We start from the raw sequence: 22,067 nt of genomic DNA on the forward strand, positions 1-22,067 counted from the left end.
GAAAGACGCCGTTTTCTCATTCCGGTAACGATACCACTTCCGGCCGCCCTGTTGTTTGGCGACCTCGTAACCAAGGCGTTGCAACAGGTCGTCTATCGGGATGGATTTGGCCTCGGCAATGTTCATAAGGGCAAGATACGATTTGGAGCTAATAGCGTCAACATTTGAACAGTCTCTGCGATTTTTCGGGTTCCATCCTGATATTTGAGCATATAATTCACAGTACCATGCCCTTCCAAACAAAGCTGTTACCCGATCCGCGCCACGTTAAACTAAAGTTGTTACTTTCAATTTAAATAATGCGTCAAGGTCGAATTAATAAAAAAGTATATGCCGAAGCATCTGATTTTTTGCTGAAAGCCCTGAATGAAAACTTGACCGATGAGCAATATTTTATGCGATACAGCATTAGCAAAGACGTTGTATCCAGACTCTTGGCAAAATTGCTTTTTGATCTTATTGAAGCAGCCATAAATAAAATTAGCATTACACATGATTTTATTAACATATGTTAATTTATTAAATCGCCCACTCTCTTTTCAACAGCTTTTTTTAGTAATAAAGGTCTTTTTATATTGGTGATTTAAATAAAGGTTTGTGGGAGTAAGTTACGGCTGATAAATGCTAAAAATGTGAGTAAATTACGGTCATTTCGTTAGTAAATTACGGTGGAAAACCTTAGTAAAAGTCTGATTTTCAGGACTTATCCACGTTAAATAAATAGGCTTGCCGTAACTTTCTCGTCATTTTTCATTTAATACACTGAATATCAACCTTTTAGGTATTGGCGGCGGGCTGTTATAGAGCATTAGACCTTTAGTGCCTTTTTGCTCCACGCGCGCATCGGTATACAAATAATGTACTGATTGCCAAGTCTTTATAAAATTAACGCGAAAATCCGTCATGCGAGTATATTCCTGCCCGAACTGATCTTTCAGCGTTTTCCATGCGAGAAACTGCGGCTTATTGTGAGGAATGCGGTGCAGCCGGTGCGCCAGAAAGCAATACAAATCCAGCGCGGTGGCATTATTTGACAGCGCGGCAAGGTGCGTTTTGGCTAGCGGAACGGGATGATCGGACAGGTGTTTAAAGTATTCCTCGCTCAACGTGATCTGGCTAGCCCACTGGTTGCGCTTCGTGCGGGTGACGATCGGCACGGTCTCGCCGGTCTGCTCCTGCTCATCGAGATAGAACGTGCGCAACACGCAGTTTGATAACCGGTGCATCTGGTCCTGAATAACGGTGAGCTGATTACCACCATCGGTCAGGCCAATGTCTTTCAGGAATTTGGCGGGGTTGTTGGCAATCTGGATCGTTCGGCTCTGCTTCTGGATAGCGATGGTATTAAGGTTCGCCAGAAGGACGCGCGCCTTCGGACCATACGGAAGGCCGGAATAGGTTTTTTCGCCCGTCAGCGGGTCTGGAAACGGCTGTGGTGTGATGTAGAGGATTGACTTGCCGCTGCGCTGCTCCCACGGTTCATGTGGCGCCAGATCCGGCTCCCGACGAGGAAAGTACACTTGGCACATGGCCGCGGCCTGAAACAGCATTTCACGGTCGTCAGGCTCCTCCTGGAACGCTTCATAGACCAGTTTGCTCCGGCGCTTGGCGATTTTGGAAAGGTCTTGCTTTTTATCCTCGTCCATAAGAAAGTTCTTGAATATATGCGTTTGCTGCTTTCTTAATTCGGCGTGATAGATCCGTCTGGCCGTTATAGGGGTGAGCGTCATTGTTCTCATCCATGTAACCCAAAGGATTGACATCTTCTTTCGATCTATGGATTTGATCAAGAATTTGTTCTGCTTCGCCTGGTTGTTGACAGATAGCAATTCGATCAACACCTTTAAATTCATATACGCAGTAAACCATCGTCTTTCATGTTAAATGAAGGTTTGCCCTACTTACTCTCCCGCCCCAATTTACGCTTATCCCGCGCTATCTTCTCCTCGACGGCCTCAACGATCCAATCTCGTAAAGATATGCCAAGCTTCGGGCTACCCATCTTCCGGGGCCTCTTCGCTCTCAACTCGTCGATCTGATAAATAAGCCCCTCTGTCAGACGCGTATTCACATGCCGGATTGTTTCGGGATCAACTTGCTCCGCTTGGCTGGCGGGAACGGGGGCGGGCTGGCCCCCGCGATTGACAAAGGCGTCAAGTTCAGCCTCTGATTTTTTATTTGCTCTGGGCGGTGGTGTTACTGGCATCGGTAATAGCGTTAAAAAGTGCGTCAATCTCAGCGACAGCTTTCAGGTCCGGTTGATCCAGCTCGAAAACTGCCAATCCAATGGCCGCTGAATTGGCAAATGCCTTGCGGTTAGTTAAAGGAAACGGTAAATACTTCAGTTGTTCGTAGCCAAGTAAAACCTCCGCTACCTGACGATTGTCCTGGCTTTTGGTGTCGGCCCGGTTTATAAAGCTGTATGCCTTCATTGATGCGTCTCGCATGGATTGAACCTCGTCCACCAAGTCGGCGACTTTGGTGACCGTCCATAGGTCATAGGAACGCGGATTAAACGGCGTCAGAAACACGTCACAGATCAGCATGGCGGCACGTTGGCTGGTGGTGTCCCTCCCACCGGTATCGATCACTATGTGGTCGTATTTAGGCCGTAGAGCCTCAACCTGCTTTCGAACGTGCACGCCATTGATTTGGACAAGTGTGTATCCCGTAGAGCCTTTGGTTTGCTCTCTGTATGCCGAAAAGTCGCTGGCGCTGGCTTGATCATCTGCATCGACCAGAAGAACGTCAGAACCCTTGGAAACGAGCCACGCAGCTAAATTCGTGGAAACGGTCGTCTTGCCAACACCGCCTTTTTGTGAACCAACGACAAAAACCATTTCATGCAGTGATTAGTATGCCGCAATTAATGCAAATTCTGGCACATAGCAAAGCAAACAATCTGGATTTCTATTTTGCATGCGAATACATGCCAATTTTTATGCTTAAAATAGCATATATTCGCATGCATAAAACAGCATTTTTAGTTAGGACTAAAGTCCAGAAAAACAGGGCCTTCGGGTGTAACGAACTGATCACGCGATTTTGTCAATTCGATCTGAGTTAAGTTCCATATCAACGCTGATTTGTTGCTTGTTATCAATCCACCCATTATATCAGCGGCTTTCTTGTAAACACTGATCGGGTGTGTTGCAACAAAATCGGGCTGTACTTCGATCTTGTAATCATAACGCGGATACCATGTCTTGAGCTGATCCAGAAACACCATGCTCATTCGGGCCACGCTATTAACCCACATCGAGCCAACCCATGGCAAGGAAGCCTATGGGTTGGCTCGATGTGGGTTAATAGCATACCGCCGATGGTTTGGCCTTGAAACGTGGTTTGCAGATAAACGACCGGCTTATGATCCGCGTCAGGTGTATGGCCGTTCTTGATAAGTTGGACGGTTTGATCTGGTGTTAATAACGACATGTGGCAACCTGTAGGGTAGGGGAGAGCTGGAAACCTTGTGGGCCAAGGATAATGCGGCCATCGTCCAGCATGTCCAGCAGGGTTTCGTGTATTTCGTTCTTAGCCTCGAACGGCGTTTTTGCTATCGCCATCTGCCAGAACTGGCCGTTCAGTTTCTGGTATTCGTCATCCTCGAAAGGATCAAAGAGGTCGGCAAGCAGACAACTAGGTAAAGCTTTATGGCCTTTTACAAACGACCGTTAAAAAAATGCCATAAGAGCTGATTTTTTACATTTAGAAAAGGAATTTCTAGTAATCAAGTACTACTTGATCTCAGTGATTGGCCATCGCCGTGTGGCGCTTGAGCAAACGCATGACTTGAGTAGCCTGAAAGGCGCAACCTCTAACGGTTTGAAAGCCGGTACGGTTGAGATGCTCGGCAATTTGAGAATAGTTCTTTCCGGCTTTGTACATCATCTCAGCCACGGACAGGGCCCGCCGATTATTCAGGTTGGCTATGGCATTACGTCGGGTTGTTTCACCACCTTTCTGCTGACCCTGGGCCGTGAGATTCTCGGGCTTACCAAGCCTGGCCCCCTGGGCGATCTTGGCGGCCAAAGCTAACTTGGTACGAGCGCTAATTAACTCCCGTTCGTGCTGAGCCAACGTCGCAAAAATGCCAATAGTCAACGTGTTGGCGTCAGGCATATCCACGCATTGAAAGTTGGCCCCTGAGTCCCTTAGAGTAAAAATAAACGATGCATTACGACTTAACCGGTCGAGCTTAGCAATCACCAGCACCGCGCTCTCTTTTTTGGCCCAGTCAATGGCCGCTACCAACTGAACTCGTTGATTGTTTTTGCCTGATTCAACCTCCGTAAACTCAGCGAGTATAACCGCTCGTCGGTCCGATGCTTTCACGTACCCAGCTACAGCCGCCCGTTGCGCCTCTAGTCCTAAACCCGAATCCCCTTGCGCTTTGGTAGATACCCGGTAGTAAGCGACGTATTTAAGAGCAACATGACTGGAAGTATCTGTTTTCTTAGCCATTAGGATGTTAGTTTAGGTCAGCAATTCTAAACGTATAGGCTTGATGTTTTCTGCTTAAAAGACCGTGTCTAGTTTCGGCCTCGGCTCGAGTCAACCGTTCTTTCGAATCTATATCAACGACAGGGCGACCGTAGATGAACATGAGTTGCTTAATGTTAACCCATTCCTGGCTACTCTCCATCCAAATTTGTACCTGGTAGTAGTTCATGAACTAATCTGTTGATGGGCGTAAGTAAGGTATTTATGTTTACTTTACAAGGCTTGAACGACCGTTTTAGCCTTGTAAAGTGGAACTATTTCAATTTATTACTAGCTAAAAAGTTAGTGTTAAAACCACTTGAACTATTTCCCAAAGCTTGAGATGGGTTGTATCGATGAACTGAACGAACTCAAACAAAAAACTTACAAAGTAATAATAAGCATCAAGTCTAATATTTTAAACATTTTTAAGAAACCTATACCTATGAAACAGCATTTGATATATGTATAATTCTGATAACCTCTGATCTTTGTTAAAAGCACGATTAACAGACATGTGAATGCAACTAGTTATAACTCTATAAAAAGTAACTTCGTCAGTATCATTTTTTATAAATAAATACTTGGAAATCATCGAATCCATATATACTTTATCACAATAATTAAAAACATTCTCTTGTTCCGAAAAAGCAGTTATGTAAGTTTTATTAACTCTATAAAACTTAGCTAAATCATTTTTTATATGGCTTTGATTAGAAAATTCATTAAGATATGAGTCCTTATTCAATGTAACAATATTAATTTTATTCGATAAAGAAAAACTAAGCTTATTAAAAATGTAATCAACGTAATCTAGATAAAAGAGTATTTTTTCCGAATCACTTTTTTTAGAATGCAATAAGTTGCATACTGTCATACTATCGTAAAAGAATATGTCTTCAACTTGTTCTATATACTTTTCTCCATAGCGCTCTAACTCTCTACTATACTTTTCAATAGAAAATGACTTAATGTATTCATATAAATGGGAAGATGTTAAATGCAAATTTATTTTACGAACAATAGCTGTGATATCAATTTGTTTTTTAAAAAAACGAATCCTAATGTGTGAGTTTGTGTCTATATATCTAACAAAAAAGAATTTATCAGCAAAATCGCTAAAAAGCTCTTCCTTAAACAAATTGTAAATATCTAAAATAAGAAGGTTAGACACACTATGTGAACAATATATTTTAAAATATAGCCAATCTTCTCCTATATTAAACTCTCTTTTGATAGTATTCGAAGTAAATGGTAAATCCTTAATAAAAGAGTTTGGGGTAAACGCTTTTTCATTTTTAACTCCCAAAACAATCTCATGAGCGAATGTTTTACCACTATCGTCTTTTACTATACTAGAAAAATCATTAAAAGGTAATATTTCAGTTATAGTTGAAACACTATTATTGTTTAAATGTTTTTTAAAAATTGCAAACAATACTTTGTTCCTAATATCTATAAACAACAATTGATCTCCTTCAGAAATATTAAAGACAAATGGAAGTTGAAATTTTTCAACTAGAAAATTGAACAAATCAATTCCACTATCTTCATTTTTCAAAAGATTAAGAGGAATATCACTTTTCTTTATAATCCACGATGCAAGGGATACAATACAATTTTTGTATTTGACTCTAGGAAAATAAGAAAAAAATTGCTTTAAATTACCCCAATCAAAAGTCATTGATATCTTTTTTCCAACATTTCCAACGTCGTTTAAAAACTGAAAAATAGATAAATTAGTAAAATTGACATTGTAAGCGTTGTCAATTTTCGGAAAGATTCTAGAATTCAGCGTTCGAGAAAAAAGTATAATATCATCATTTTTAACAGTGACAAATATATCATTTAATGGAATTGAAACTGACTTATCAGAACAAATTGAGAAAACATTTATTTCATAGCTTCTACTAACTGAACTTCTTATAATATTTCCACTTTTGATATTAGGTAAATGTGTCACGTTTGCCGTCAAACCTGTTGATACGGTTGATTCAAAAGATAAGATGTTTTCAATATGTCGTAATAAAGAAGCATCAAGATGGCCAAATCTATTTAAAATATTAACTGCACTAGAGCCACCAACCTCTCTAATTACAATCTGATTTTTGTCGTACGCTTCGTATATCTGAATCAAACAAGAAAACGAAGCTGATACATTATTCCAATTTTCTTCAAAATGTGTTAAATCATAATTTGCTAAATCAATAGTAAAATTTTTATCTTTTAAATCTAACAAAATGCTATGTAACAAAAAATCTTTCTTAGAAAAAACAATTGATGTGCTTAGATTATGATTATTTCTAACACCATATTCGAAACCATAATTTTTATCTAAAACTTTCAGTAAGGGTACCAATTGATCATCAAACTTTAAAAAAAAGTCTTTTTTAAATTGATCTAAAGAACTATTAATTACGGGAGAAGACAGCTTATTAAGTATGCCTATAGACTCAGAAACATCCTTTAAGAGCTGATTAGAAATAATATTATTACCTGCTTTTTCTATTAAATCTATTTGTAAAACTTTGTTTGGATCATAACTCAGATTTATGCTTGAAATTAACGTTAGAATATTGTCAGAATAATTTTGCAAATTAAATTCATACCCATTATCTATATTCAACTTAATTTTATCTAAAATTGATAAAATATTATTTATAACAATTTGGTAGCTTTTAAGAATAGCTAAATCAGAATCGATGAAACTGCAATTCAAAATATTTTTAGCTAAAAGTTCACTTAAAAATTGCAGGCTACACTTACTATTTCTATTCGTAAATGTTAGTTCGCTTAATAAAATGTTGTTATTAATGAGATCATCAACATATAATGATGCTTCATTGACATCAAAACCTTCTTCTGTTATAATGTTAACAAGATCATAATATGAAATTTCACCATTAATTTTTTGTAATAAACCAAGCAAAAAATCATCTTTTTCAAATGAAGAAAGGATATAAGAAATTTCTTTGTCAAATTCTACATTGATGTAAAAAATATTATTATTTAGAGAGTATATTGTATAATTTGGGTAAAATAATAAATGTTTTTTTAAACAGCCGATTTCATTTATCCTTTGGTACAATTGATACTCAATGGTATAATCTAATAATACTACAGAAGTACAACTATTTTTCTGAAGAGAAATACTTTCATTATTTATTTCGCCTAAACTAATACTAGTGAATAAACCGAATGGGGTAGAACGATGGCTCATTCTAGCTAAATATTTTATGAGCGCAAATAGAGTCTTCTCTTTAAAAACTTCATATGACTTTGAAAAATCTATATGCTTTTCTAGCTCTTGAAAAATGGATGGTGATGCCAAGAATATAGCATTAATAATTTTAGGATCTTTTAAAATATTGACTAATGTTTTATTTATATCCTCATTCGAAGACAATATATCATGAAAGAATTTAAAACTCTTAACAGGAGTTCTAACAACAAACTTATCAAAAAAAGAAATTTTCATCAGCTTAAAAATACACTAAATTAATTTAAATTTATTACTAAGTAACTCGATCGAATTAAATTTGTGTTCATATGTATTTGCCATATTCAAAAGAATAAATTCATGAACGTTGAGAAGTTCACTCAGTTCAGATAGCTTATCATAAATATAACTAGGTGAACCTATAATTTCATTATGAGTGATAATTGACGAATTGAATGAATTTCTGATTTTCTTTGCTTCATTGTCATTCTTATGACAAAATCCAGCAAAAGCAATGTTTATTATCGGCATTTCATTATACCTAGTTTTATATTTGTCTACGTACATATTAATAATTTCCTTTTCTCTTTCAAAATCATCAATCTTTAGATGAAAAATTGATCTTGAATAAGGGGTATTATTATCTAATACAGAAGTTAAGTTTGCTGAATAGGATCCTAGAGACCAAATAGAAGGACTACTTCCGCCATATGGTGGAAGTAGGGGAACACCATTATCATTCAAATTAGTGTTTTTCAAATAGTAAATCAGGGCCTTAACATTATCCTCAAACGTTGCACTCCAAACGTTTGGATCTTCAAGATTTGTGTGCGGAGATATAAGCTTTGAAATAGTAGAATGAACTTTACCTTTAGCGATACCTAAATCAATTCTTCCGGGGAAAATACAAGATAATTGTTTAAAAGTGAGTGCAATTTTATAAGGATTATGATATGCCATTAACAGACCTGCAACACCTACCTTAATTTTTGTAGTAGAGCCTGCAATAAGTGGTAAATACACTTCAGGATTATACCATATTGGGTTGTTGTTATAGTAATGCTCACCAAGCCAAAATCTCGTAAAGCCCAATTTATCTGCATATTCAGCATATTCTAAGATATTCCTAATAGAATTAGAAATATCTTGGTAGCCTGTACCAAATTCTAAAATCCCTAGCTTCATTATTCTAATAATAATTAAAAACAGTTCTCTTAAATAAACTCTTCGTGCAAGATGTTTAAAGCATGCATTTTTTTATATCATAAACTAGATTGTTACTATCTTAAAATAAAATATTTAAAGATGGTAATCATTTAAACAGATTAATTATTATGATAGTAATTATAAAAGATAATATATATATTATCATATAAACAAAAATATGAACTTCTTAAATTTAGAAGTAAAGCAGCTCTGTATACTTATAAAATTTTTTATAATCACTTTTGACAAGTAGAGAGAGCAATATTCCCGGTAGTCCATGTGCTAAAGAGGTAGGGAACATTTTTTTTGAATATAGATTGTCAATCAATTCTAAATAAAGATCATCTCGAAGCTTATCTTCGATATAATTAAACCAATATTGGTTATCAAATCTTAATTTATCATATTTGTACTTTCTAAACAGAATACTATTATAAATTAAAATTCCGGAAGCACCATACCAAACTCCTAATTCAGCAATTTGGTGTTTATTATTAATAAGACTTTTAGAAAGGTACATTATCAATCTTTTAATTTCAATATCATACTGTTTCACTTTTAGTGTATTCAAACATTTAACTAAAGTAAATAATACTCCAGGGTCACCAAAAGACCAACAGTTGGTTACATACCCTTCACCTACATTAATTTTAGTAGGAAAAAATTTATCATTATTTAAATTAATTGTTGAAGATATGTATTTAATAATTTTAATCATAGCTTCAGGTACAACATTATTTTTAATATTCCTCTCAATACATTTATTTAAGAAAAGCAAGATCCCACAAATGCCGTGTGAAATACCAACATGCTGAACCACATTTGTGTTATTGTAATAACTTATCAGATAGCTCACTATGTTGTTAATCCACATAAGGTCGGTGCTATTTATTTTCTGTTTCGATATTAAATAAAATCCTTCAGCTAAAGCACCTTCACATGTGTCAAAATTTAAAGATGACAACTTTTTTTCAAGCTGATAGTAAATTAAACTATCATAACTATGATCTAAAATTTTTTCATCAATGCTTATCAATCTATATCGCTTAAGAAACTCAATGTACCATCCAGTTTCGGATATCTCCATACTTAACATCAAACTATTGTAATTAATATCTGATAATAAAGAGATGTTATTTCTTAAAATTAAAGCCCCCTTTTTACTAAAATAATTTTTGTTTGACAGTTCGCTAAACATTATCGAAGTTAGCGATACACCAAGATTTCCAATTTTCAGTCCGGCCTTATCATTACCAATAAGTCTTTCTTCCAATTGATTTAGTAGATTTAATCTTTTGCGTTTACAGTTAATTAACAAACTATATTTTTTCATTTAAACATAATTAGTCTAGCATTAACATTTGATCCCAGTGACTAATATCATTGAATTTGTAGTTCAAAAGAACTAATCCAACTCCACAAGCACCCTCCAGTAAACTTAAATTATTTACCCAACTAAATTTCTGGTCCTTATCTGGAATATAAAATTTATATCCACCTATACCATCTTCAAAGTTGAAATTATTAATAGTAAAATTTATCCAGAATTTATAACATTCATTAAATTGAACCATACATGTAAGATCATATATTTTTTTATATATGTATGCTACACCTGAAGATCCATGACAAAAACCAGCATCTAAAATCTTTGTATTGTCGAACGTTTTCCTTTTAGTTGAAAATAACAGTATATCTAAAGCTAACTTTTGTATTTCAAAATTATTTATTGAAATTGCAACTTTCAACAGAAGGAAACCAATGGATAAATCTCCGTAACACCATGCTAGTCTTGAGTTTATCTTATGCCCGTCTTTTTGAAATATACTTCCAAAGTAAGATTCATCATTGAAAATTGGCTCAACTTTTATTTTTAATAAAAAAATATATAATTTGTTAATTAAAGTTAACATTTTTTCTTTCATGAAACCTTTTTCGTATATTTTTCTAAATATGTAAAGGTGACATATTATCCCATGTGACAAACCAACATTTATATTTTTACTATTTTCATTTAACAAAGATTCGATACTCCATTTTCCTCCAGTATTTTCTAAATAATTTTCTTCAATTAAGTTATCAATATACAACTCAATCATCTCAAACAAGTTGTTTTCAATAAGATAAATGAGGATTCCAGGTATCCCATTCATATAGTCTAAATCGATGTTTTTATAGTTATTTAGATAAAAAGGTTTTATTATTTCTACTATCTCCTCATTAAGACTACTCAAGTAATCTTCACATTGATTATTTTTATACAAGTAATTAATGATAAAACCTAATCCAGTTATTCCAAAATTTAAATTATAGCTAAACAATCCATTATTATCGTAATAATCTAGTACCTTGCTTAATATATCGTACGTAAGATTTGAATCCGAAATTTTTAAATTTGTCTTATTGTATTCACTAATAAACACAAATTCACCTAATGTACCTCCAAATAAACCCGAATTGATATTTTTTCTGTAAATATCTAAAGCATTATATATAGCTTCTAATCGGTTTTCAATATCGTTTGTCATATTTTGTGTTATTTTTTTTTGCTATTCAATCTAAAAAACTAGTTTTACACAATTAGCTATTCTGTATTTGATGCTGTATGAGTTCATAATATCTGCCTCTTTTTTGTAAAAGATTACTATGGTTTCCAATTTCTACAATGTGCCCTTCTTCCAGTACCACTATCTGATCAGCATTCATAATTGTACTTAATCTATGAGCAGCGATAATTACGGTTCTACCTTTGAAAAAATTAGTTAACTTTTCAACCAAAATACTTTCATTTTGTGTATCAAGCGCATTTGTGGCTTCATCGAAAATCACAATATCTGGATTTTTAAAAACTGCCCTTGCAATCAAAATTCTTTGCTTTTGACCTTGACTTATACCTAATCCGTTGTTTCCAATAATCGTTTTAGATTTATTATTCAAAGACAAAACAAACTCACTTATGTTTGCAGTATCTAACGCATGAGTCATTTTTTCATCATTAATATGGTTTAAACTTAAAGATATATTGTTTTCAATTGTATCAGAAAATATATAGCTATCTTGCATGACGACACCAACTTTCTTTCGCAATTCTGAGGCCTTAATAATATTAATATTGTCATTACCTATAAAAATTTCTCCATTATCTATTTTATAAAATTTTACTAAAATTTTCAAGAGAGTTGTTTTACCACTACCACTACTACCTACAATAGCTGTAGTTTTACCATGTGGTATACATAGACTAATTTTATTTAATTGATTTCGATTTGTGTTGGGGTAGCTATAAGAAATATTTTTTATATTTATGTCTTTCTTAGAAAAATTATTTATCTGACTTGTGATGTATTCATCTTCAGTTTGACTTTTATACACTTCGTTTAATCTTTCCAAACTTAATTTTGCATCTTGATAACTTCTTATAAACCCTATCATCTGTTCAATTGGATTGTTTAATTGACCCACTATAAACTGTATAGCTAACATAGTACCTAGTGTTATTTCTCCATTTATAACAGATCGAGCTGATAAATATGTTATAAAAATATTTTTACCTTCGTTTAAAAATGTACCTCCAATTTGTTGAAATTGATTTACATTCATGTTTTTTATACTTAGAGAAAATGCTTCTGCCTGTATTTTCATCCATGATTGTAGTTGATATTGCTCGCTATTATTAATTTTTATGTCATTTATACCCTCAATCAATTGTATAACTTTAGTTTGATTAAGTGATGAGTTGTTAAATATATCTATATTTAACAACTTTCTAGCTTTTTGAAAGTACAAAATCCAAAAACTATATAAACTTGTAGAAACAATAAACAGTAAGAATACATTTATGTTGTAGAACGCTAGAACTGTGGACATCGTTATAAAACTAACAATTGAAAACAATGTACCTAGTGATGTTCCTGTTAGAAATTGCTCTATTTTACTTTGATCAGCCATTCTTTGCAAAACATCTCCCGTTCTTTTAGATTCAAAAAAAGATATTGGTAATTTTAATAACTTCTGTAAAAAAATATATACTAACTGCAGATTGATTCTTGTACTTAAATGTAATAATATCCAACTACGAATAAATTCAACCGATATTCTACCAATAAAAATAAATATTTGTGCAATCACTATAGTTGTGACAAAATCTATATCTTTTGTGTTTATACCTATGTCAACCACAGATTTAGTCAAAAAAGGTACTATGAATTGCAATACGCTTCCAATAACTAAGCTGATAACTATTTGATTAACAGCTGATTTATGTTTGAATATGAATTTTATTATATCTACAAAATCTATGTCTTTGTTAAAAATTTTTTCATCTTGGTTAGTAGGATACCTATAGTTTTTCTTTAGAAAGTGAATTAAATAACCTTTACCATTTGGCTTTACCCATTTTTCTTCAAAATCATTTAATTTATATAATTCTTTACCAGTGGCTGGATTTGCTATATGGAAAACGTTATCTTTTATTTTATACAATACTACAAAGTGATTGTTGTTCCAGTGTAAGATTACCGGTGATTGAAAATTATATTTTACTAAGCTTTCTATATTTAATTCTTTGATTGTTCCGTCTAATCCTAGTTGGTCGCCAGCTGCTACTAAGGCTTGAGCAGATGTTCCTATTACACTCAAATCTAAATGGTGCATTATTGTTTCCCTAGTTACATTTATTTTATGATAGTTACATATCATTTTTAAGCAACTTGGTCCGCAATCTGTTGAATCCAACTGTTTTACGATTTTCATGCAATCTTTAGCAAATTTTTCAATTTCAATCTTCCGATAGTATTACTATAATAGCTCCTATCAATTAACTTTACTTATAAAGTCTTTTCAGTTGTATTTATACTGTATTTTTATTTACAAGTAAAGCTACAAATCTGTTTGATATTATATATGAAATATGTTATATCACGCTAAGTAAATCTATAGTTAAATAACAAAAGTGACAAATTTGGTTTTTTAACAACGTTGTTCGAGGTTTTTAATAAAACATTTCTTGTAAAGAAATTCCAACTTATGCTTTAATACTATTTATCAAGTTAAATTCATTAAAATAATTAAATTTTATTATATACATTAATAAATTTAATTAATGAGCAGTTTTGTATGTAAAAATATTTTGTAAGTACTATAACAATTGAATTATAAGCTATTTCTTATTTTAAATAAATTGTCTTTGGATAAGCCTATGCTATAAGAATTTCAGACGCTTTCTATCTTGACTCTGAAAAGCGTATTAATTACGATTCTTAAAACTTTAATGGTAAAAATCCACATAATAGTTATTAATCATTCACTAAATACAATTTTAATTGATTATATTAAATTAGTGATATGAGGAAAAAGCTGGTAAATAAGTCAAATATTATACCTGCACCAATAGCTAAATATCTTTTTGATTCAAAAGTATATAATGAGTGATTCTTATTTATTAACTTTTGCTGTTATTCGTCATACTGTATTAATACTTAAATAAGCACGTAAAAAATGAATTTCAATATAGCATGGAGAAAACAACTAATTAGAATGTGAGGTAGCCTCCAGAAGTTGTGTCTAACTAAATTAAGTAATTTGAAAGAAGCTTTCTTCTGTCCTAAGAATAGTCTTTACCCAAAGCTGGGTATCCAAGACCCTAAATAAACAAAAGGAGTTAGTGAGAATAGCTTTATAATGGCAAAACCTATTGGATCATTTATTTAGTTGACGACCTGACAACTTTATCATATTATGGATGAACTTAAAAAGGTGTGGAATAGCATGGATTTGCTGGAGCTGTTTAGATAAGACCTTATATCGATGAAATCAATAGAGATTTATATGCTACTAAACAAATTATCCGTAAGTTGGGCAACTACTCAAAGCGATATTTTGGCTTCGCTAATATATAGGAAAAATGGGTAAGCACAATTAGATGTCTCTATATAGTGACTAATTTGGTTACCCTAATTTGAAGAAACACACAATAAATAACAATTTATTTTATATTTCGTAGAAACAGTTTACTGTTTATTACTCACATTATTTTATACTTAGGCCACATATGGATAAATATATCTACTTGTTATACTGATTAGAAAAGTTAAGTTGTATTATCAATCTTTATCTTATAAGCCTATATGTTTCTGGTCAAGATCGGGTTTTTTAAATGTAAAGAGATTGCATGTTTCTCTAGTAAACTTTAAAATCTGTATCGAAGGCAAGACTTGTAAGTAACTTAAAATGGCTATCGATTCAACATGGAGCAGTTAAAGCCTTTTTTAAAGTACCCATATAGAACGTTTACCAACTTAAAGTCTTGGATATAATTCCGTTGAACTTGTATAAAATCAATTGAAAGGAAATATGTATAATATAGTCTTCAACAATACATAGACTAATAAAAATAAATTATAGACTTGAAGAAGGTCCTCAAATGGTAGAATCTATCGTCCGTAAGCAAGTGATTATATTTATCATGAGTTAATTCAAAGAGTTATAGTTGTATATAAAAATCAGGATTGTAATAATCTATTGCTCAAATATATAACATTTATAAAATAAGATTTACCTTAAAAATTATCTAGTCAGCAACTATGTCATAATGATTGGTTTACACAGAATTATCAATAGTTTTTTTAATCTTAATAAACCATATTATACAAATAATAGTAACTGTAAAATAAAAATAAGTTGAATAGTATGGAGAGTTATATATATTAAAAGGTAGGTTTGTTAGTGCATGACAAAGCGCTGTAAAAAATATATTCTTGGTGGAAATATATATGAACCAAAAAAAGATACCATTTAACAGAACACTATATAACTGACTTAGATTGATTTCATATTGAAAAATATAAGAGGGAATATGAACGATCGTAAATATTAATAAAGATAAAATACCTATTCTTAAAGAAACACTTTGACTTAAAAATTGCTTACTGTATCGATAAGGTAAATATCTAAACAACCATTCTTCAAATATGGCATTTGGTAAAGAATTAAAAATGAATATAAAAAAAAAGGACAGCTTGATATCAAAATTTCTTACAGATAAAGAATTTGAAAAAAACAATACTTGTGAGATTATAAAAAATTGAACAATTATTATCACAACTACACCTTGAAATACATTCTTCTTATTAAGACTTTTAGTTAACCATAACTTATAGTCTTTAAGTAAATAAATATTAATAATTATTTGAAATGCTAAGAATATTAGACTTATAGAAATAGAAATTTTATAATCCTTAAAGAGTGACTTAACAAAGTCAAAGTAAAAGAACATATTAATAATTATTATTATGAATATGTTAATAAATAGTATTTTACTAAATTGTTTAAAACTCATTTCATGGTGACGTTTATGTGACTTTCAACTTAAAATTTTAACCAATTGCATTTTTATTGACGTAACATTTTTCTATAGCTATAAAAAACTCTTTGAAAAAAATTACTTCTTATTGTTATTACATCTGCTGTCGCAGTCATTCCATTTCTTAAGACAATTTTCTTGCCGTAAGAGGTTTCACCACTTGATGGTATTTTTACCAGTACTAAAAACTTTTTTTCATCTGCATTCGCTACGTAAGATATCTGATTTACAACTCCCGTTACAGATCCATATTCGTGCGATGGATAACTATTCACTTTAATTAAAACCAGCTGATTTATTTGTATTTTCCCAAAATTATCTTGAGCAACAAGTAATTCTCCTTCATACCCTCCAGTATCGTTTACTATATAGACGTAATTTTTACTTCTAGTGATTATATCACCAACATTAATTGACTTTGTCATTCTAATCACACCACTAATTGGAGCCACTATAGTATGTGTCGATTCCCATGTTACAATATCTGATTTCAACTTACCAATTAGTTCTAGTAATAAAAGCCTTTTTTCATTAATGGATGCCTTAAAATCATATAATTCTTTTTGCTTATTTGATATATTTAAACGATTTGCAATAATACTAGTGTTTAGTTGTTCGATGGAATTTCTTTTACTTATGTATCTACTTTCGTAAGAATTTAGTTCAAATTTTGAAGCAACTTTATCTTTTTCTAACATAACATAAGCATCATATTCTTCTTTGCTAAGTTTTAAATCAGAAACTAAATATAACTTTTGTTGATTTAGAGAAGAATCTAATTTCCTAAACTCCTCTAGTTCATCATTTAAAATCTTTATTCTATTTATGTACGAATTTTCATTAATATTAGCTTTTATCAAATTATAGTTCATATAAAAGGTTTCATAGTTTTGTTGCAATTCACCTAAATTCTTCACATACTTTGTATTATATTTATAATCAAGAAAATTATTTTTCGCTAATAGATCTGTTAAGCTTGATAACCAAGTTTTCAGACTTTCCACTTCATCATAATCAGCTAAAGTTTCTAGATAAAATATTATATCATTTACATTTACATTATCTCCATCAAACTTTACCTGACGAGATATTTTCGAATCAACTATAGGTACAATTGGTTGTGGCTTAATGTTACTTCTTACAATCATTTCACCACTAACTACATCTGGATAGCTGATAATAATTCCAAAATATGCAATTACTATCGTTATAATTAACACTACAATAGAATTAACTTTAATTAAAAGTTTAAAAGATTTATCATATTTTTTTTCGATATGCTCTACGTACACATCATTTTCAGTAGATACCTCTAGTACTTTATCTTTCATATGACAGTTACTAAGCTTTCAAGTGTATTTATCAGTCCAACAACATAAAGTCGGAAAGTAAAGAATTTATTTCAAAATCGTCATCTATGGATAACATTACTCCGGTCAGACCATCCAATATAGAGAAGTTGTTCTCTAAAACTTTGTATAAATACTTGTCGGCATTAAAGATTTTATCATAAGTTACTTCAAACCAATATGAATATGAATCGTAAAATAATTCAAGGCCAGTTTTGTCATATAGTTTCTTATATATATAAGAAACTCCAGAAGAGCCATGGCACATTTCAATATTCGTTATACCGGTTTGTTCGTAATTTTTTCTGCATACTGTTTTTTTTAATATTTCTATTCCATTTCTTAAATAATCTTTATCATTTAAATATTTACCAATTACCACATACGTATAACCAATTATTAAATCTCCGTTACACCAAGCCAATTTAGGTATATATTCTTTAGAATTGGTATTATTGTTAATATATTGTGGAAATATGGATTGTTTATCATTATTTAATCTATCGTTGTAAAGTTGATCATAAAAATTTATTATTGAATATATTATTGTACGACATAAATCCACTTCAATATTAGCATTACAAGCTCTTAATAGCAAGATTGGTATGCTAAGCATTCCATGAGCTAAGCCAGTAGCTATATAATCTCCATTAAAGTTTCTATTTTTATTTATAAAGTGAATGCTATTCAAATGTTTTATTGATGAATTATTTATACAATTAATTAGGTTTTTGATCCTTATCCTATTTACATCACTATTATCTACTCTACCCATTAAATAAAAAAACCCACCCATTCCACCGTACATGAAATCAAAATCTTGATTTAATAATTTTTCTTCAGTCCATTTGTATACATATTCGTCTATTAATTCAAATTGTGAATTACTTATTGTATAATAATTGTTATTAATAATTTTATGCATTGAGTAGAAAACACCTATTAAACCCTCGGCATAAGATCCATTTATAAACCTTTTATTATCAATATCATTAATCAAATCTGATGAAAGTTTCTCGACCGCTCTATAGTAATCTATACTATTACTCTTTTTATATAAAGCATGTAACAATAAGAGATAACCAGCTTTACCAGTCAAAATACCATCTCGCATTTTAAATGAATCAATTTTTTTCAATAATTCGTCATTATATTGTTTACCGATTCCATAAATATATTTCGATTTGAGAGCTAACTGATTACTCATGATTACTGAGAAACTTTTTAATTAGTTTGCAACATTTGTAAAATACTGTTTTTTAGTTTTAAACTATTTTTTTTTGTTAGTAATAAGTTATAATTATCATCTTTATCTACGGATTCATTTAACTTGAGAAAATCTAATAAAAGAGAAAATTTTATAATATCGAAGTTATTTATCTTCAAACTATTATAAAACTTAGCACCTTCAATAGCAAAAGTATCATAATCTTCTTTATAAAATTTTTGTTTAATTATCAGCCAGTTATACAACAAGCATTGTTCATAACCATCCGGTTTTAAGTCACAAAAAGTGTCATATACAAATTCAAAATATTCTATCTCATTGCTTTTATTTTTTAACTGTATTTCAGCAAAAACGTAAATTATTTCAATAATGAATATTGCAACGAGACTATCAAGTATTTGTTTTGGCATATCTGATATGCATCTTCTTTCAAAATTACCTTTTAATTTTGGATTGTTTCCAAAAACTAAATAAGCCAAAATCCTAGTCATTATTTTAAAACTAGCTATTTTATGATCTGCTTTGATCAACACTTTACATATATGGTATATTTGCGTAATTTTGAATGCTTGAAAAAAAGTTGGATTGTAGTCAATTATTGTATCATAATACTTCAAAGAATTTTTTAAAGTTTGAAAAGCTAGTTTATAATTTTTTGAATTATACATCAATAAAGCCTTTGCTGGAATGGCAAAGCAATTCACTAATGCGAAGGACAAATCATCTTCAACTAATTCGTTTAAATAATAGTCAGCATTCTCAAATTTTGTTTTCGCAACATTAAATTTTCCTCTTTTAATATCCTCTACTGCATTCGTGTAAAAATTAATAATTGTGACGATAGCTTCTAAATTCTCTTCGTCACTATAATTTATGAATGTATTAAATATTATATCTTTTGTTGAAAAAGAATTTCTATAATCTATCTCTTTATTTTCGGAATCCTGAATATCCACAGATAATTCTTTTGCAAGAAAGCGGGTCAAATTGTTCATTTTTTAAATAAATTTTAGTCGTTAAATTGATAAAAGTATTTATAAATAAAGTAAAATAAGTACTGATTAAATCTTTTATTAAAAAATACGTCTATTTCAGAAACTATCAGCATTAAAAGATTCTTTCTGTACTCTTCTTCCATATTATCAGTATTATGTTTTAGATATGTACAAAAGCATCTGAACATACTATAATATTCACTATGCATATATTCATCAGACAAATACAAATAATTCAAATAATTTAAGTTTTCTTCAAATTCCAATTGTAAACTTAAAATGTGATCATTCGTATGATTACTGGCTAAATAGTTGTGGTTAAATAAACTATGGTACATACTTTCACAAAAAAATTTGTTTAAGTTTAAACTTTTTATTAATAAAAAGTTTAAACTTAAACAAATTTCAAAAATACAATTATCTAAATCTTCCTTTTTATATAATGGATTTATTAAAGTTTGGGGCAACGATTTTATTAATGCAAGTACAAGCTTTTGCTCTTTATCATTAACGGACACTCCCTGTTCTTCGATCATTATATTCATATAATGAACGCTATTATTAGGTACATTTTGAAAATACAAATCTTTACACAATAATTTTTTTTCAGAAGGATGTTCATTTATATATTTTAAGAATATTTTTTTAGCTTGTTTTATGTGCTTTTTTATACAGCTACTATCTCCAATATATTTAAGTTGTATATTTTCACCCTTTAAATTATTTAAATACATAATTACTGAAAATTCTTTTTGATTCATTTCTTCAAAATACGGTATTAAACAGTTTTCTATAATGCCAAGCCAGCTTTCTTCTCCATAGTAAATGGCTATTGTATGTGCATTTGCATATGCTATCATAATGTAATTTTGTCAATCAAATTAAAGTTTTTAAATACTATGCCTTTACCAAAACCTCTTAAGTTTTTAGTATTTTCATTTTTATGAGCGCTTTTTTCCATTAAGTTTCTATTTATAATAGTTGATTTAAGAATATACATTTCTTCAATATCGTTTCTGGCCTCTATGATAGAGAATTCATTTAAGCAAAAAAAACTTATTACACCATTACTTGACTTAAATTCAATTCCATGTTTTTTAACAGTCCACGAAAATTTGTTATTCATACGCAGACCATGTCTCCAAGTTGTTTTACCTTTATCATAAAAACAGTTTTCTATATTATCTGACTTTACAAAGTAATTATCAACTAGTTGATATTGCTCACACTCACCGTTAGTATATAAAAAGTATATATAACTTTTATAGTAGTTTACCTTTTTCAATAGTATTAGTTTTATGGAATAAGCAAGTTCTTCATTCGATACTCTTGCATTATTCTCGTGCTGTATGTATCCGCAGTATTGCTTGTCTATAAAAACTTCTTCATTACCTAATGACTTTAATCTTAATTTTAAGTCCGTATCTTCATAACCGTATCCTTTCATTCTTTCGTCATATCCTCTTAGTCTCAAAAAATCATCTTTCAATAAACATACTCTACCTAATATACCAGTATCTTTTGATTCGTCGCCATTAATAGTTGCACTCAAAAAAACATTACTTTTTTTAAATAAATTGATGACATAATTTGAGAAACGTTTACCAGTGAAGTTGTCAGCATCTATATTACAAAGAATATCTCCTTTAGCTAGTTTGAAAGCCATATTTCTAGAATGACTTTGAGAAAAAGACTTTGGCTCGTATGTTCTGTAATATACAAGTTTTCCCATATCTATAAATATCTGCAATTCCTTACGCACCCAGTCCTCCATATCATCACTTGAGTTGTAATTTAATAGTACATACTCAGAATCTTGATTATCATAATCGTCTTCAAGATTTTTAATTAATGTTTTCTTTAGATGGTACGTTCGATTCATACAAACTGTACATAAAGATATCTTTTTATTCATTATATTTTTAGATGTAAGTGGGGCATTACAAAATGCCCCACTTATAAATTATCTGTTAATTGTTATACCAATGCAATTGTAATTACCACATCCACCTGGATCTGCTGCACAGACAGTAGTTCCGCAAGCAAAATGTGAACCGCAAAAAGTACTACTACAAATTGCACTTTCACAAATTCCTGAACACACAGCACTTTCATTCACTATGACAGTATTACCGTATCCGCCGAATAGTTGCTCTTGATTGTTATTCAGTTTTTCAATTAATTCTTTGTTAATTGAAAGTTTTTTTAATCCTGGCTTGTTTTCCAT

Annotated in this window: 19 protein-coding genes; 1 reads left to right on the forward strand and 18 read right to left on the reverse strand. The window is 31.1% G+C overall.

Translation table 11 applies throughout. The annotated features are described in order from the left end of the window. Positions 1-299: 299 nt before the first annotated feature. A complete protein-coding gene (locus ACYU87_RS26670; RefSeq protein ID WP_461137059.1) occupies positions 300-515 on the forward strand; it encodes a hypothetical protein in 216 nt (71 codons plus the stop codon). A 228-nt stretch (positions 516-743) separates the two neighbouring features. Here ACYU87_RS26670 and ACYU87_RS26675 read toward each other — a convergent pair whose 3' ends face one another. The 18 genes from ACYU87_RS26675 to ACYU87_RS26760 form a co-directional block, all read right to left on the reverse strand. Then, positions 744-1,646, reverse strand: coding sequence for a replication protein RepA (locus ACYU87_RS26675; RefSeq protein WP_461137060.1), 903 nt, complete (start codon positions 1,644-1,646; stop codon positions 744-746). Beyond that, positions 1,633-1,869 (reverse strand): hypothetical protein, encoded by a 237-nt coding sequence (locus ACYU87_RS26680; protein ID WP_461137061.1) that lies wholly within the window; start codon positions 1,867-1,869, stop codon positions 1,633-1,635. Before ACYU87_RS26680 ends, ACYU87_RS26675 begins: the two co-directional genes overlap by 14 nt. 28 nt (positions 1,870-1,897) lie before the next feature. Continuing rightward, on the reverse strand, positions 1,898-2,206 hold the full coding sequence (locus ACYU87_RS26685) for a hypothetical protein (protein ID WP_461137062.1): 309 nt from the start codon (positions 2,204-2,206) through the stop codon (positions 1,898-1,900). Further along, on the reverse strand, positions 2,175-2,840 hold the full coding sequence (locus ACYU87_RS26690; protein WP_461137063.1) for an AAA family ATPase: 666 nt from the start codon (positions 2,838-2,840) through the stop codon (positions 2,175-2,177). Before ACYU87_RS26690 ends, ACYU87_RS26685 begins: the two co-directional genes overlap by 32 nt. A 143-nt stretch (positions 2,841-2,983) precedes the next feature. Then, positions 2,984-3,259, reverse strand: coding sequence for a hypothetical protein (locus ACYU87_RS26695; protein WP_461137064.1), 276 nt, complete (start codon positions 3,257-3,259; stop codon positions 2,984-2,986). Between the two features lie 488 nt (positions 3,260-3,747). After that, entirely contained in the window at positions 3,748-4,464 is a 717-nt protein-coding gene (locus ACYU87_RS26700; RefSeq protein WP_461137065.1) for a recombinase family protein, read from the reverse strand. A 436-nt stretch (positions 4,465-4,900) separates the two neighbouring features. Then, positions 4,901-7,960, reverse strand: a complete 3,060-nt coding sequence (locus ACYU87_RS26705) for a lantibiotic dehydratase (RefSeq protein WP_461137066.1) — start codon at positions 7,958-7,960, stop codon at positions 4,901-4,903. A 15-nt stretch (positions 7,961-7,975) separates the two neighbouring features. After that, on the reverse strand, positions 7,976-8,887 hold the full coding sequence (locus ACYU87_RS26710) for an LLM class flavin-dependent oxidoreductase (protein WP_461137067.1): 912 nt from the start codon (positions 8,885-8,887) through the stop codon (positions 7,976-7,978). 214 nt (positions 8,888-9,101) lie between these two features. Further along, positions 9,102-10,241 carry a lanthionine synthetase LanC family protein gene (locus ACYU87_RS26715; RefSeq protein WP_461137068.1) on the reverse strand — a complete coding sequence of 380 codons (1,140 nt, stop codon included), beginning with the start codon at positions 10,239-10,241 and terminating at the stop codon, positions 9,102-9,104. Between the two features lie 10 nt (positions 10,242-10,251). Beyond that, positions 10,252-11,436, reverse strand: a complete 1,185-nt coding sequence (locus ACYU87_RS26720) for a lanthionine synthetase LanC family protein (protein WP_461137069.1) — start codon at positions 11,434-11,436, stop codon at positions 10,252-10,254. 52 nt (positions 11,437-11,488) lie between these two features. Next, the gene (locus tag ACYU87_RS26725) at positions 11,489-13,660 is read right to left on the reverse strand and encodes a peptidase domain-containing ABC transporter (protein ID WP_461137070.1); all 2,172 of its coding nucleotides are present in this window, start codon (positions 13,658-13,660) and stop codon (positions 11,489-11,491) included. 1,846 nt (positions 13,661-15,506) lie between these two features. Beyond that, positions 15,507-16,244, reverse strand: a complete 738-nt coding sequence (locus tag ACYU87_RS26730; RefSeq protein WP_461137071.1) for a CPBP family intramembrane glutamic endopeptidase — start codon at positions 16,242-16,244, stop codon at positions 15,507-15,509. A gap of 53 nt (positions 16,245-16,297) precedes the next feature. Beyond that, positions 16,298-17,599 carry an HlyD family secretion protein gene (locus ACYU87_RS26735; RefSeq protein ID WP_461137072.1) on the reverse strand — a complete coding sequence of 434 codons (1,302 nt, stop codon included), beginning with the start codon at positions 17,597-17,599 and terminating at the stop codon, positions 16,298-16,300. A 31-nt stretch (positions 17,600-17,630) separates the two neighbouring features. Then, positions 17,631-18,824, reverse strand: a complete 1,194-nt coding sequence (locus ACYU87_RS26740; protein WP_461137073.1) for a lanthionine synthetase LanC family protein — start codon at positions 18,822-18,824, stop codon at positions 17,631-17,633. 17 nt (positions 18,825-18,841) lie between these two features. Further along, the gene (locus tag ACYU87_RS26745) at positions 18,842-19,840 is read right to left on the reverse strand and encodes a hypothetical protein (RefSeq protein ID WP_461137074.1); all 999 of its coding nucleotides are present in this window, start codon (positions 19,838-19,840) and stop codon (positions 18,842-18,844) included. Between the two features lie 14 nt (positions 19,841-19,854). Continuing rightward, positions 19,855-20,700 (reverse strand): hypothetical protein, encoded by an 846-nt coding sequence (locus tag ACYU87_RS26750; protein ID WP_461137075.1) that lies wholly within the window; start codon positions 20,698-20,700, stop codon positions 19,855-19,857. Continuing rightward, complete coding sequence (locus ACYU87_RS26755; RefSeq protein ID WP_461137076.1) at positions 20,697-21,755, reverse strand: glycosyltransferase family 2 protein; 1,059 nt, start codon at positions 21,753-21,755, stop codon at positions 20,697-20,699. Before ACYU87_RS26755 ends, ACYU87_RS26750 begins: the two co-directional genes overlap by 4 nt. Before the next feature lie 48 nt (positions 21,756-21,803). Further along, positions 21,804-22,067, reverse strand: a complete 264-nt coding sequence (locus ACYU87_RS26760) for a hypothetical protein (protein ID WP_461137077.1) — start codon at positions 22,065-22,067, stop codon at positions 21,804-21,806.

Source organism: Spirosoma lituiforme (assembly GCF_054776635.1).

Bases quoted from the DNA above. Each gene is read 5' to 3' on its own strand.
- ACYU87_RS26750 (WP_461137075.1), bottom strand. From the start codon at position 20,700: ATGATAGCATATGCAAATGCACATACAATAGCCATTTACTATGGAGAA.
- ACYU87_RS26725 (WP_461137070.1), bottom strand. From the start codon at position 13,660: ATGAAAATCGTAAAACAGTTGGATTCAACAGATTGCGGACCAAGTTGC.
- ACYU87_RS26745 (WP_461137074.1), bottom strand. From the start codon at position 19,840: ATGAACAATTTGACCCGCTTTCTTGCAAAAGAATTATCTGTGGATATT.
- ACYU87_RS26675 (WP_461137060.1), bottom strand. From the start codon at position 1,646: ATGGACGAGGATAAAAAGCAAGACCTTTCCAAAATCGCCAAGCGCCGG.
- ACYU87_RS26710 (WP_461137067.1), bottom strand. From the start codon at position 8,887: ATGAAGCTAGGGATTTTAGAATTTGGTACAGGCTACCAAGATATTTCT.
- ACYU87_RS26705 (WP_461137066.1), bottom strand. From the start codon at position 7,960: ATGAAAATTTCTTTTTTTGATAAGTTTGTTGTTAGAACTCCTGTTAAG.
- ACYU87_RS26760 (WP_461137077.1), bottom strand. From the start codon at position 22,067: ATGGAAAACAAGCCAGGATTAAAAAAACTTTCAATTAACAAAGAATTA.
- ACYU87_RS26730 (WP_461137071.1), bottom strand. From the start codon at position 16,244: ATGAGTTTTAAACAATTTAGTAAAATACTATTTATTAACATATTCATA.
- ACYU87_RS26690 (WP_461137063.1), bottom strand. From the start codon at position 2,840: ATGGTTTTTGTCGTTGGTTCACAAAAAGGCGGTGTTGGCAAGACGACC.
- ACYU87_RS26695 (WP_461137064.1), bottom strand. From the start codon at position 3,259: ATGTGGGTTAATAGCGTGGCCCGAATGAGCATGGTGTTTCTGGATCAG.
- ACYU87_RS26715 (WP_461137068.1), bottom strand. From the start codon at position 10,241: ATGAAAAAATATAGTTTGTTAATTAACTGTAAACGCAAAAGATTAAAT.
- ACYU87_RS26740 (WP_461137073.1), bottom strand. From the start codon at position 18,824: ATGAGTAATCAGTTAGCTCTCAAATCGAAATATATTTATGGAATCGGT.
- ACYU87_RS26700 (WP_461137065.1), bottom strand. From the start codon at position 4,464: ATGGCTAAGAAAACAGATACTTCCAGTCATGTTGCTCTTAAATACGTC.
- ACYU87_RS26685 (WP_461137062.1), bottom strand. From the start codon at position 2,206: ATGCCAGTAACACCACCGCCCAGAGCAAATAAAAAATCAGAGGCTGAA.
- ACYU87_RS26720 (WP_461137069.1), bottom strand. From the start codon at position 11,436: ATGACAAACGATATTGAAAACCGATTAGAAGCTATATATAATGCTTTA.
- ACYU87_RS26755 (WP_461137076.1), bottom strand. From the start codon at position 21,755: ATGAATAAAAAGATATCTTTATGTACAGTTTGTATGAATCGAACGTAC.
- ACYU87_RS26680 (WP_461137061.1), bottom strand. From the start codon at position 1,869: ATGGTTTACTGCGTATATGAATTTAAAGGTGTTGATCGAATTGCTATC.
- ACYU87_RS26735 (WP_461137072.1), bottom strand. From the start codon at position 17,599: ATGAAAGATAAAGTACTAGAGGTATCTACTGAAAATGATGTGTACGTA.
- ACYU87_RS26670 (WP_461137059.1), top strand. From the start codon at position 300: ATGCGTCAAGGTCGAATTAATAAAAAAGTATATGCCGAAGCATCTGAT.